8 protein-coding genes are annotated in these 12,325 nt (G+C 75.6%); 3 read left to right on the top strand and 5 right to left on the bottom strand.

The features are described 5' to 3' along the window. The coding region (locus HCN52_RS15790; protein WP_168089089.1) for a sigma factor-like helix-turn-helix DNA-binding protein at positions 1-917 on the top strand (917 nt) is incomplete at its 5' end. 155 nt (positions 918-1,072) lie between these two features. Here the strand turns inward: HCN52_RS15790 and sucD are convergent. The 5 genes from sucD to HCN52_RS15765 form a co-directional block, all read right to left on the bottom strand. Continuing rightward, positions 1,073-1,957, bottom strand: coding sequence for a succinate--CoA ligase subunit alpha (gene sucD, locus HCN52_RS15785; protein ID WP_168089088.1), 885 nt, complete (start codon positions 1,955-1,957; stop codon positions 1,073-1,075). A 19-nt stretch (positions 1,958-1,976) separates the two neighbouring features. Continuing rightward, the gene (gene sucC, locus HCN52_RS15780; protein ID WP_168089087.1) at positions 1,977-3,152 is read right to left on the bottom strand and encodes an ADP-forming succinate--CoA ligase subunit beta; all 1,176 of its coding nucleotides are present in this window, start codon (positions 3,150-3,152) and stop codon (positions 1,977-1,979) included. Between the two features lie 306 nt (positions 3,153-3,458). After that, positions 3,459-4,655, bottom strand: a complete 1,197-nt coding sequence (locus tag HCN52_RS15775) for a VWA domain-containing protein (RefSeq protein WP_168089086.1) — start codon at positions 4,653-4,655, stop codon at positions 3,459-3,461. Then, positions 4,652-7,117, bottom strand: a complete 2,466-nt coding sequence (locus tag HCN52_RS15770; RefSeq protein ID WP_245175188.1) for a DUF5682 family protein — start codon at positions 7,115-7,117, stop codon at positions 4,652-4,654. Before HCN52_RS15770 ends, HCN52_RS15775 begins: the two co-directional genes overlap by 4 nt. After that, positions 7,114-8,238 (bottom strand): ATP-binding protein, encoded by a 1,125-nt coding sequence (locus HCN52_RS15765; protein WP_168089085.1) that lies wholly within the window; start codon positions 8,236-8,238, stop codon positions 7,114-7,116. The genes HCN52_RS15770 and HCN52_RS15765 overlap by 4 nt, the downstream gene beginning before the upstream one ends. Before the next feature lie 303 nt (positions 8,239-8,541). Between HCN52_RS15765 and HCN52_RS15760 the strand changes: the two genes are divergently transcribed. Both HCN52_RS15760 and HCN52_RS15755 read left to right on the top strand, forming a co-directional pair. Beyond that, positions 8,542-9,936 (top strand): SWIM zinc finger family protein, encoded by a 1,395-nt coding sequence (locus HCN52_RS15760; RefSeq protein ID WP_168089084.1) that lies wholly within the window; start codon positions 8,542-8,544, stop codon positions 9,934-9,936. A 128-nt stretch (positions 9,937-10,064) separates the two neighbouring features. Beyond that, positions 10,065-11,777 (top strand): DUF5691 domain-containing protein, encoded by a 1,713-nt coding sequence (locus tag HCN52_RS15755; RefSeq protein ID WP_209314600.1) that lies wholly within the window; start codon positions 10,065-10,067, stop codon positions 11,775-11,777. The last annotated feature ends 548 nt before the right edge of the window (positions 11,778-12,325 follow it).

Genomic DNA, 12,325 nt, shown 5'->3' with positions numbered 1-12,325 from the left:
CCGAACAACCCCGCGAGCGGCGGCGGCAGCGGCAGCACCGTCGGCGGCGGGCGAAGAACGCGACCACCGGCAGGGGCGGCGACCGCCGGGAGCCGGGCGCGCACCCCGCCCCGCCCGCGTCGGCCTCGGGGGACGCCGGGCGCCGCGAGCCGGTCGGAGGTCTCCTCCCCGACGACCCGTCCGACGCCGACGCCGACACCGGCACAGAGGCCGACGCCGACGCTCGACAAGACGCCGACACGCACGCCGCCCCCGACGCGACGGTGACCCCGGTCCATGCTTTCGACGCCCTCTACCTGCGGAACGCGGGGCCGATCGGTCAGCAGGCGTACCTGTTGTGCGGTCGGCGTGACACGGCGGCGCGCGCGGTGGCCCATGGCTTCCGGCTCGCCTGGGAGCGGTGGCCGCAGGTGGCGGCGGATCGCGACCCCGCCGGATGGGTGCGGGCGGCCGCGTACGAGTACGCGCTCTCCCCGTGGCACCGGTTCCGGCCGTGGGCCCGCGCCCCGCTGGCCCTGGGGGCGGGGCGGGAGGAGCAGGAGCTGCTGGACGCGTTGTTGGGGCTGCCCGCGGGGCAGCGGCGCGCCGTGGTGCTGCGGGACGCGCTCGGACTGGGCCCCGCGGAGGCGGCGGCCGAGGCGGAGTGCACCACCGCCGCCGCCGAGGCGCGGGTGCGTAGCGGCCGCGATGCGCTGGCCGCGGCGCTGCCGCGGCTCGCGGCCGTCGCGCCGGAACGGCGGGGTGAGGTGCTCGGCGCCATGATGGAGGCCCTGACCGCGTCGCAGCCGGTGCCGCCGCTGCCGGCCTCGCGTGCCCGGCTGGAGTGCGAGCGGACCAGCCGCCGCCAGGTGCAGGCGGCGGTGGCGCTGGTCGTGGTCACCGTCGGGGCCACCGCCGCGGGGCTGTTCACCGGCTGAACCGGCTCCGCGGCGCGGACTGCAGCCCCGCGCGGAGCCCGGTCCGCTCCCGCGACCGCTGCCGGGCGTGCGCCGACGCGACGGCGCCCCCCACCGCCGTGCGGCGGTGCGGGGCGCTGTGCCGTCCCCGCGAGGTGCGGGGAAGGGGCCGGTGATCAGCCGGCCAGGACCTCGCGGGCGAGGCGAGCGGTCTCGGACGGCGTCTTGCCGACCTTGACGCCTGCGGCCTCCAGGGCCTCCTTCTTGGCCTGCGCCGTGCCGGAGGAGCCGGAGACGATGGCGCCGGCGTGGCCCATGGTCTTGCCCTCGGGCGCGGTGAAGCCCGCGACGTAGCCGACGACCGGCTTGGTCACGTTGGCCTTGATGAAGTCCGCGGCACGCTCCTCGGCGTCGCCGCCGATCTCACCGATCATCACGATCAGGTCGGTGTCGGGGTCCGCCTCGAACGCCTTGAGGGCGTCGATGTGGGTGGTGCCGATGATCGGGTCGCCACCGATGCCGACGCAGGTGGAGAAGCCCAGGTCACGCAGCTCGTACATCATCTGGTACGTCAGCGTGCCCGACTTCGACACCAGGCCGATGCGGCCGGAGTTGGTGATGTCCGCGGGGATGATGCCGGCGTTGGACTGGCCGGGGGTGATGAGACCCGGGCAGTTGGGGCCGACGATGCGGGTCTTGTTGCCCTTCTTGCCGGCGTAGGCCCAGAACTCCGCGGTGTCGTGCACCGCGATGCCCTCGGTGATCACCACGGCGAGCGGGATCTCGGCGTCGATCGCCTCGATGACGGCGCTCTTGGTGAACTTCTCCGGGACGAAGATGACGGTGACGTCGGCACCGGTGGCCTCGATGGCCTCCTTGACGCCGCCGAAGACCGGGACCTCGGTGCCGTCGAAGTCGACGGTCGTGCCGGCCTTGCGGGGGTTGACGCCGCCGACGATGTTGGTGCCGGAGGCGAGCATCCGCCGGGTGTGCTTCTGGCCCTCGGAGCCGGTCATGCCCTGGACGATGACCTTGGATTCCTTGGTGAGGAAGATAGCCATGCTGTGTTGACCTCGTCCTTTACTTGGCCGCAGCCAGCTCGGCGGCCTTGTCGGCCGCGCCGTCCATGGTGTCCACCTGCTGCACCAGCGGGTGGGCGGCGTCGGTGAGGATCTTCCGGCCCAGCTCGGCGTTGTTGCCGTCCAGACGCACAACGAGGGGCTTGTTGACCTCCTCGCCCTTGGACTTCAGCAGCTCCAGCGCCTGCACGATGCCGTTGGCGACGGCGTCGCAGGAGGTGATGCCACCGAAGACGTTGACGAACACGGAGCGTACGTCCGGGTCGCCGAGGATGATCTCCAGGCCGTTGGCCATGACCTCGGCCGAGGCACCGCCGCCGATGTCGAGGAAGTTGGCGGGCTTGACACCGGAGTGCTTCTCACCGGCGTAGGCGACGACGTCCAGCGTGGACATCACCAGGCCCGCGCCGTTGCCGATGATGCCGACCTGACCGTCGAGCTTGACGTAGTTCAGGTTCTTGGCCTTGGCGGCGGCCTCCAGCGGGTCCGCCGCGGCCTTGTCCTCCAGGGCGGCGTGGTCCGGCTGGCGGAACTCGGCGTTGGCGTCCAGGGACACCTTGCCGTCCAGCGCGACGATCCGGCCGTCACCGGTCTTCACCAGCGGGTTGACCTCGACGAGGAGGGCGTCCTCCTTGACGAAGACGTCCCAGAGCTTCTGGAGGGCCGCCACGACCTGGTCGGCGATCTCGGCCGGGAACTTCGCGGCCTCGACGATCTCGCGGGCCTTGGCCTCGGTGACACCGTCCACGGCGTCGACGGCGACCTTGGCCAGCGCCTCGGGCTTGGTCGCGGCCACCTCCTCGATGTCCACACCACCCTCGACGGAGGCCATGGCCAGGAAGGTCCGGTTGGTGCGGTCCAGCAGGAACGAGACGTAGTACTCGTCCACGATGTCCGCGGTCTGGGCCAGCATCACCTTGTGGACCGTGTGGCCCTTGATGTCCATGCCCAGGATGGCCTCGGCCTTGGCGACGGCGTCGGCGGGGTCGGAGGCGAGCTTGACGCCACCGGCCTTGCCGCGGCCACCGACCTTCACCTGCGCCTTGACGACCGCGCGACCGCCAAGCCGCTCGGTCACCTCGCGGGCCGCCTCGGGCGTGTCGATGACTTCACCGGCAAGCACCGGCACGTCATGCTTGGCGAAGAGGTCCCTCGCCTGGTACTCGAACAGGTCCACGCGTGTCCGTCCTCAGTAGTGGTCTCGCGGTCGTATTCAGCGTGGGCGTGCCGCGTGACCGCGTTCTGTGGCCCGCGGCAGGTCCGCAGGGCAGCGTAACGGGGGCGCGAGGAGACCTCCTAAAATCCACGTCACACCTACGTGGTGAGTCCCGTCACAGCGCTTCCCGCCGAGCTGTGCCTGTCGTACCCTGCCCGCCCCGCCGCGGGCCCTCCCGGACGGCCGGACCGCCGACGCGAGCCCCGCCGGAGCGGGCGCCGGACGCCCGTGGTTGTGCGAGCCGGGGGCCGTCACCGGGGTGTCGTCCTACGGCTCCGGTATCGGCAGCGGCCGTCGTTCGATGGCGGCGGCCATCACGTCCGGGAAGAGGTCCGGCGTGCAGGCGAAGGCGGGCGCCCCCAGCTCGGTCAACGCGGCGGCGTGCCCCCGGTCGTACGCGGGTGCGCCGTCGTCGGAGAGCGCCAGCAGGGTGACGAACTCGACCCCCGCGGCCTTCATCGCGGCGACACGCTTCAGGAGTTCGCCGCGGATACCGCCCTCGTAGAGGTCGCTGATCAGTACGACCACCGTGTCGGCGGGTCGGGTGATCTGCGACGCGCAGTACGCCACCGCGCGGTTGATGTCGGTGCCGCCGCCCAACTGCACCCCGAACAGCACGTCGACCGGGTCCTCGATCTCCTCGGTGAGGTCGACGACCTCGGTGTCGAAGACCACCAGCCGGGTGTTGATGGAGCGCATCGAGGCGAGCACCGCGCCGAAGACCGAGGCGTACACCACCGAGGAGGCCATGGAGCCGGACTGGTCGATGCAGAGGATGACGTCCTTCTTCACCGACCGGCCGGCGCGCCCGTACCCCACCAGCCGCTCGGGGACGACGGTGCCGTGCTCCGGCAGGTAGGTGTGCAGGTTGGCGCGGATGGTGCGGTCCCAGTCGATGTCCCGATGGCGGGGGCGCCGCACCTTCGCCGACCGGTCGAGGGCACCGGTGAGCGTGGCGCGCGTCCGGGTGGCGAGCTGGCGCTCCAACTGCTCCACGACCGCGCGGACCACCGCCCGGGCGGACTCCTTGCTCCGCTCCGGAATGGCGCGGCCCAGCGAGATCAGCGTCCCCACCAGGTGGACGTCGGGCTCGGCGGCCTCCAGCATCTCCGGTTCGGCCAGCAGGGTCGCCAGGCCGAGCCGGTCGATGGCGTCGCGCTGCATGACCTGGACGACCGAGGTCGGGAAGTAGGTGCGGATGTCGCCGAGCCACCGGGCGACGTTCGGCGCACCGCCGCCCCGCCCCGCGCCGCGGGAGTCCTCGCCGTAGACCACGTCCAGGGTGCGGTCCACGCCGAGGTCCCGACCGGCCAGGGTGACACCCGTGCCGTCGTCGGCACCGCCCAGCACCAGCCGCCAGCGGCGCAGGCGTTCGGCGTCGTCCACGGCCGGCGCGGCGGCCGCCGGGGGGTCGGAGGCCGGGGGCGCCCCGGTGTCGGAGGCCGGGAGCGGAGTGGTCGTCATGCGGGGGCTCCGATCGGGTCGTCGGCCGGGGGCGCGGCCGAAGGGGCGGGGGGCGGGTCGCTCGCGGCCGGGTCGCCGCCGGCCGCGGCCTCGCCGAGCAGGAGTCGCAGCACCGGGAGCGCCGCGTCGGCGCGGCCGGAGTCGGTCCGGTCGCCGAAACCCGGGGTGGGCGCGGTCTCGGAACCTCCGGTGGTGGTACCCGGCGACCGGCGCACCAGCTCGCCGACGGAGCGGCGGACGCCCGGTTCGAACGATCCGAAGCTGCGGCGCAGCAGGGGCAGCACGTCGGTGAAGGAGTCGGCGGGCACCGAGCCGAGCCAGGTGTCGATCAGCGCGAGCAGCCGCTCGTCGTGGACCAGCAGCAGCCCCCCGCCGGCGAGGAAGCCCTCGATCCAACCGGCGGCCCGGGCCGGAGGGACCGCCGGGGAGAGCTCCAGCCCGATGAGGCGGTCCGCCTCGTCGTCGGGCAGTACCCCTTCGTCCAGCAGGAAGCGGGCGGCGCGGCCGCGGAGCACGGCGGGCACGGTGTCGCGCCGCGCGAGCCGCCGCAGGGTGCCGCGCCAGCGGTCGCGGAGACCGGCGTCGTCGAGGAGGGCCAGCGCGGCGTGGGTGGCCTCGACGTGCCGCCGCATGGCGGCGGCGCCGTCGGCGTCGAGCCCGGTGCAGGCGGTCGGCAGGCCGACACAGACGCGTTCGGCCAGCCCGTGTGCGACGCGCGTGAGTTCCTCGGTACCGGTCGAGCGGACGTCGCCGTACCGGGCGGAGCGCACCAGCGGGGGCAGCGCCGCGGCGAGAGCGGCGACGTCGGTGTCGAGGGCGGCGCGGTCGGCGAGCGCCCGCATCACCGTGGGCAGGGCGTCGCCCAGCCCGGCGAGCAGGCACTGCTCGGCGAGGGAGGTGAGGGCGGCGAGGGAGTCCGCGGCGAGCGCGTCGGCGCGGGCCTTGGCGACGGCGGCGGACTCGACCGTGATGCCCCAGATCCCGGCCTCCGCGACGCGGACGGCGAGCTCCGGCTCCCAGTCCACCTGCCAGCCCTCACGGAAGGTCCCGGTGCTGCCCGCGGCGGCGGGCGTCGCCCAGGGGATGCCGAGGAGGCGCAGGCGGTGGAAGAGCCGGCTCCGGTCGGCGTCGTTGTCCTTGCGGAGGTCGAGGTCGAGGTGGCGTCCGCCGGCCTCGGGCTTGAGCCGCAACCGCCGCTGCTGCGCGGTGAGGTCGCGTTGCAGCGGGACGGCGGGGGCCGCGTCGGGAACCTCGCCCAGGACGTCGCCCACGACGAGGCGGTCGATGACCAGGTTGAGCGGCACCTCGGCGCCGTCGCACATGACGGCGCGGACCGCGTCGATCGTCTCGCCGAGGCCGGCGAGCGGCCGCCCGCGCATCGCGGCGAGGGTGTCGGCGAGCCGGACCGCCTCGATGACGTGGGCGGAGGAGATGGGGAATCCCTCCTCCCGCAGCAGGCCGGCGACCCGGGTCATCCACCGGGCGACGGGCCGGTCCGCTGCGGAGAAGAGGTGGGCGTACCAGCCGGGCGACTCGATCCCCGCGCCGTAGCCGTGGGCCCGGCCGAGCCTGCGATGGGTCCACGGCACCCAGGTGATCTCGGTGCGGACCTTGGGCAGGCCCCGCAGCAGCGCCCGGTCGGCGGCGACGGTGCGGCGCTCACGCAGGGCGGGGACGTGCCAGGCACCGCAGACCACGGCGACGGCGTCCGCGCCGAACTCCTTGACGGCCTCGCGCAGCCGCAGCCGCATGTGGGCCTCGCGGACGAGGTCGCGGTCGGTCTCCTCGGTCGGGAGTGCGGTGCGGACCTCCGCCATCGCCTCCTCGACGGCGGCGAACGGAGCGAGCGGGTCGTCGCCGCCGGAGCGGTGTTCGACGACGTCCTCCCACCAGCGTTCGGCGTCGTCGTGGCCGGCGGCCGCGGCGAGGGCGGCGAGCGGGTCGCGGCGGAGGTCGTCGCGGGCGTCCGCCACGGCGGAGGGCTCGGCGGCCGCGTCCGCGGCGGTGGTGGTCTCGGCGTCCTCCGCGTCCTCCGCGTCCTCGGCGTCCTCGGCGGTACCGGGGGCGGGCTGTCGGGGTTCGGCCGTCCCGGGCCCCGCGGCCCCGGGTTCGGTCGGGTCCGACTCGGCGGTGTCGCGGAGCGCCAGCGAGTGGGCGGCCGGCAGGTCGATGAAGCGGACCGGAACGCCGTTGTCCAGCGCCCAGCGGATGGCGACCCATTCCGGCGAGAAGGCAGCCAGCGGCCAGAAGCCGGCCCGGCCGGTGTCGTTGACCGCGTGGGCGAGCAGCGCCACCGGCGGCGACATCGCCGGATCACCGGCGAGCGCCACCACGTCGTCGGCCTCGGGCGGGCCCTCGACCAGGACGACCGCCGGGCGACGGGCGGCCAGGGCGGCGTGAACGGACCGGGCGGAGCCGGGGCCGTGGTGCCGTACGCCCAGCAGCAGGGGGCGGTCGGTCATGCGGCGTCCCCGTGCGGGCGGCCGGAGGCGGCGTCACGGGCGGCGCGGTAGAAGTCGCTCCAACCGTCGCGCTCCCGCACCACCGTCTCCAGGTACTCCTGCCAGATCAGGGAGTCGGCGGCGGGGTCGCGGACGACGGCTCCCTGGATGCCGGCCGCGACGTCCGCGGGGCGCAACACCCCGTCGCCGAAGTGCGCGGCCAGGGCGAGGCCGTTGGTCACCACGGAGATCGCCTCGGCGGTGGACAGCGTGCCGGACGGGGTCTTCACCCGGGTGCGGCCGTCGGTGGTGACGCCGCCCCGCAGCTCCCGGAAGACGGTGACGACCCGGCGGATCTCGTCGATGGCGTCGGGGGCGGCGGGCAGGTGGAGGGAGCGGCCGAGCTGGTCCACGCGCCGCGAGACGATCTCGACCTCCGCGTCGGAACTGGCCGGCAGCGGCAGCACGACGGTGTTGAACCGCCGGCGCAGCGCGCTGGAGAGTTCGTTGACGCCCTTGTCCCGGTCGTTGGCGGTGGCGATCAGGTTGAAGCCGCGGACGGCCTGGACCTCGTCGTTCAGCTCGGGGATCGGGAGCGTCTTCTCCGACAGGATCGTGATGAGGCTGTCCTGCACGTCGGCCGGGATGCGGGTCAGCTCCTCGACGCGGGCGATCATGCCCTCGCTCATGGCGCGCATCACCGGGCCGGCGACCATCGCCTCGCGGCTGGGCCCCTTGGCGAGGAGTTGGGCGTAGTTCCAGCCGTAGCGGATCGCCTCCTCCGCGGTGCCCGCGGTGCCCTGCACGATCAGCGTGGAGTCGCCGCTGACGGCCGCGGCGAGATGCTCGGAGACCCAGGTCTTCGCGGTGCCGGGCACGCCCAGCAGCAGCAGGGCGCGGTCGGTGGCGAGGGTGGTGACGGCGACCTCGACGATGCGGCGCGGACCGACGTACTTGGGGGTGATGACGGTGCCGTCGGCGAGCGTGCCGCCCAGGAGGTAGGTCGCGACGGCCCAGGGGGACAGCTTCCAGCGCTCCGGGCGCGGCCGGTCGTCGGCGGCGGCCAGCGCGCTCAGCTCCTCGGCGAACGCATCCTCGGCGTGCGGGCGGAGCACGGGCTGCCCGGTGGTCTCTGCGGTCATGTGCTGTCCCTCGGACGGGCGGGGCGGTACCCCGCTTCTCGACTGTCGCGGCGCAAAGCCGGTCGTGACCGAGGGTCACCGAAAGCAGGGCACGGCAGGCCGCCCCCCGTCGGTGGCGCCGTCGGTCGCTGTGAGGACCACTGTGCACGCCCCCACTGACAACGCGTCGACCCGAGCACCCGCGCACCCCTGGCGGGCAACCGCCAGAACCCTTGCGCCGCAGGCGAATCGACGGGTCGCGGAAGGGTTTCGCAGTGGCCGCACCCCGGCCGTTGTCAGTGGCACGGCCTAGCGTTCGGGGGCATGACGGGAGAACAGGTCCGGTGGACCACGGAACAGGTGCTCGCGCTCGCCCCTGACGCAGCGTCACAGCGCGCGGGCCAGAAACTCGGTTCGCCGGGCACCTGGTCCGGGACGGGGCGGCGCGGCACCGCCCTGTGGGGGCTGTGCAAGGGCTCCGGGAAGACCCCCTACCGCACCGCGGTGGACCTCACCGAGGTCGGCACGGTGGGGTTCACCTGCAGCTGCCCGAGCCGCAAGTTCCCGTGCAAGCACGGGCTGGGCCTGCTGCTGGTGCGGTCGGGCGACACCGACGGCACGCTGGTCCCCGAGGCCGACGAGGCGCCGGAGTGGGCGCAGAAGTGGCTGGACGGCAGGCGCCGGCGCGCGGAGAAGACGGCCGCCCCCGAGCCCCGGGCCCAGCCGAAGGACGAAGCAGCGGCACGGCGCCGGGCGGAGCGCCGCGCCTCCCGGGTCGGCGAGGGTGCGCAGGAGCTGACGCGACGCCTGACCGACGCCGTGGAGAGCGGGCTGGCCGGCGCGGAGCACTCCGGCTACCAGGCGTGGGAGCACACCGCGGCCCGCATGGTGGACGCACAGGCCCCCGGGCTGGCGGCACGCGCCGGTGAGTTGGGAGCGGTCATCGGGTCGGGGCGGGGGTGGCCGTCGGCGGCGCTCGCGGAGATGTCCCTGCTCCATCTGCTGCTCCGCGGCCTGGAGCGGGTCGAGGAGCTGCCGCCGCCGCTCGCCGCGACGGTGCGCTCCCGCGTGGGGTTCTCCTCGGAGACCGCCGCGGTGGTCGCCGAGGCGCGTCAGGAGGGCTCGCTGGTCCGGGACCACTGGCTGGTTGCCGGTTCCGAGCGTGCCACGGGCGGCCGGGTCGCGACGAGGAGCACCTGGCTGCTCGGGCGGGAGAGCGCCCGCTGGGCCCTCGTCCTGGATTTCACCGCGCCCGGCACCACGGGCGAGGCGCCGATGCCGGTCGGCGCGTCCTTCGAGGCGGAGGTGGCGTTCCATCCGGGCGCCGCACCGTTGCGCGTGACCGTTGCGGAGCGGCACGGCGCGCCGGTCCCCGAGAGCCCGGTCCCGACGGGCGGCGCGGTCGGCGACGCGCTGGCGGCGTTCGGCTCGGCGGTGGCGGCCGATCCCTGGGTGGACGCCTGGCCGGCGCTCCTCAGCTCGGTGGTGCCGGTCCATGCGCCGGCCGGCGACGGCGACGAGGGGGGCGGCGGTGCCGGCGGGTGGCAGCTCGCGGATGCCGCGGGCGGGGCGGCGGTGCCGGTGAAGGCCGACGAGTCGGTGCTCTGGCGGTTGCTGGCCCTCTCGGGCGGCACTCCGGTCACGGTCTTCGGGCGGCTCGGTGTCGCCGGCTTCGTCCCCCGCACCGTGTGGGACGCGGGCCGGGCCGTGGCCCTGTGACCGGCGCCGGGCAGCCGGTGGGCCGGAGCTCCCCGCGCGCGGCCAGGGCGACGGACGGCAGGGCGGCGGGTGCGGACCCGCCGCGGACGAGGGCGGCAGCGGTGACGACGACGGACGGAGCGGACCAGGTGACGACGGCAGCGCAGGACCCGGCCACGGAGGCGGACCCCGGAGCCACGGAGGCGTTCGGCGCCCCGGACTCGGAGTGGCAGGAGCTGGTGACGGCGGCGCTGCTCGGGGCGGAGCGGCGGGTGCTGCCGGGCGGTTCCGCCGCCGCGCTGCTCGACCGGGCGGCGACCGCGACGGTCCGCGCCCGAGCCGGTCTCACCGCGGCGGTACCGGGCCCGCTGCCCGCCCCGGCCGGGGACGACCCGCGACCGGAACCGCCGCGCGCGGCGGCGGCACGGTGCCTCTCCCTCTTCAACAGCGCGCGGGCTTCGGGTGCCGCGGCCCCCGCCTGGAACGCGCACCGGCCGCACCCGGACCAGCTGCTGCCGGAGTGGCTGGAGCTCGCCAACCACCTCGGCTACCGGCCGCCCCACGCCCAGCTTCCCCTGGTGCTCGACGCGGCCCGGGCCCGCGACCGGCGGCAGGCGGTGCTCGCCTTCGCGGGGCCGCGCGGCCGCTGGCTCGCGGCACAGAACCCGGCCTGGCACTTCGCCACCGCGGCGGACCGCCTCCCGGCCACGGCGGTGCCGGTGGAGGCGGACCTCTCCCGCTGGGAGCACGGGGCGTTCGCGGACCGGGTGGCGGTGCTGACGACCCTGCGCGCCCAGGACCCGGCCGCGGGTCGGGAACTGCTCGCGGGGACATGGCGGACGGAGCGGGCCGAGGAGCGGCTCCTCTTCCTCGACCTGCTGCGGGACGGACTCGGCCCGGCCGACGAGCCGTTCCTGGAGTCGGCGCTGTCCGACCGCAGCAGGACGGTGCGGTCGGCCGCCGCCGAACTCCTGACCCTGCTGCCGGGGTCGGCGCTGAGCGGTCGCATGGCGCAGCGGGCGCTGGCGTGCGTCCGGCTGCGGGAGCCCGCGGACGGTTCCGGTGCGGAACTGGTCGTCACCGCCCCGGCGGAGTGCGACCGGGAGATGCAGCGCGACGGAATCACCGCCAAGCCGCCGACCGGGCAGGGAGAACGGTCCTGGTGGTTGCAGCAGGTGCTGGAGGCGGCACCACCGGCCGTCTGGCGGGAGCAGCTCGGCGACCGCACCGCCGCGGCGATCGTGGATCTGCCCGCCACGGAGGAGTGGCGCCGGGCACTCCACCTCGGCTGGGTCCTCGCGGCGTTGCGCCACGAGGCCCGCGACTGGGCGCGTGCGCTGCTGGGCGACCCCGGCCGGGCGTTCCCCGGCGGTGGTGAGCACGCGGGTCGGCTGCTGGGGTTGCTGCCGGAGGCGGACCGGGCGGCGTGGGCCGCCGCGTACGTGACCTCGCAGGGGCTGGGGCCGCCGGGGTCCGTGCTGTCGCGCTGCCCCGCGCCGTGGTCCCCGGTGCTGACCGACGCCGTCGCCGCCGCGGCGCGTTCCGCGTGGCGGGCGAAGAAGCACCATCCGGCGACCCACGGGGCGGCCCTGATGACGGCGCAGCTCTCCATGCACGCCACGGGCGCTCAGCCGGTGTTCCAGCGGCTGCTGGAGGAGGCGACCGCCGCCGCCGAGGTGGAGCGGCGGGCCGAGGCCGCCGCCCGCGAGGCGGCGAAGAACACCCGGACGCGGCCGGCGGTGCCGGGCGACGGCCTGGCCCAGGGCTGGTTGCGGGAGTTCACCGCCGTCGTCCGCACGCTGGAGCGCCGCGCGCTGATGCGGGCGGAACTGCTGGACGGTGCGCCGGACCCGCACGGCTGACGGGCGGCCCGCGCCGGCTGGGCCCGCTGGTCCGGGCCGCCCCGCTCACCGACAGCGAGCGCCTCGGCCTGGGCGGGGCCCCTGCCCAGGGCGGGTCAATCGCGGTGTTCGGCGTTCCCCACCGCGCAGGCGTCCGCCTCGCGGGCGTTGCGTGGGCGTTGCGCGGAGTCGCGGTGGTGGCGAACCGCGCGGGCCCGGCTCGCCGAACGCCTCGGCCGCCGGGGTTCGCTCCCCCCGGGCCGCCGGAGCGGCGGACGCACCCCGGCACCGTCCGCGAAGAGGAAGGGGACGCACACGGGAGTGAGCGGGAGAGAGGGAGGCACGGACGGGGCCGCGCGGCGGTGCTCGCCGTCTCCGTCCACCGGCGGCGGGGCCGGGACGGCGGCGACGATGAGAGGCGCGGCCGCGCGCCGGTCGCACCCGGCGTGCCGGTACGGCGCCCACCTCGGCGCGAGGGGGCCGTACCGGGGGTCGCGGCACCTGTGGCGCGGCGGCCGACCGCCGGAGCGGCCCGGCGTCCGCGCCCGACCGGCCGCGGACGCCCCGCC

This window comes from Streptomyces bohaiensis (assembly GCF_012033785.1).
Lineage (GTDB): Bacteria > Actinomycetota > Actinomycetes > Streptomycetales > Streptomycetaceae > Streptomyces > Streptomyces bohaiensis.
Note: the sequence above shows the minus strand (reverse complement) of the source record. Positions and strands in the feature narration are given on the sequence as shown.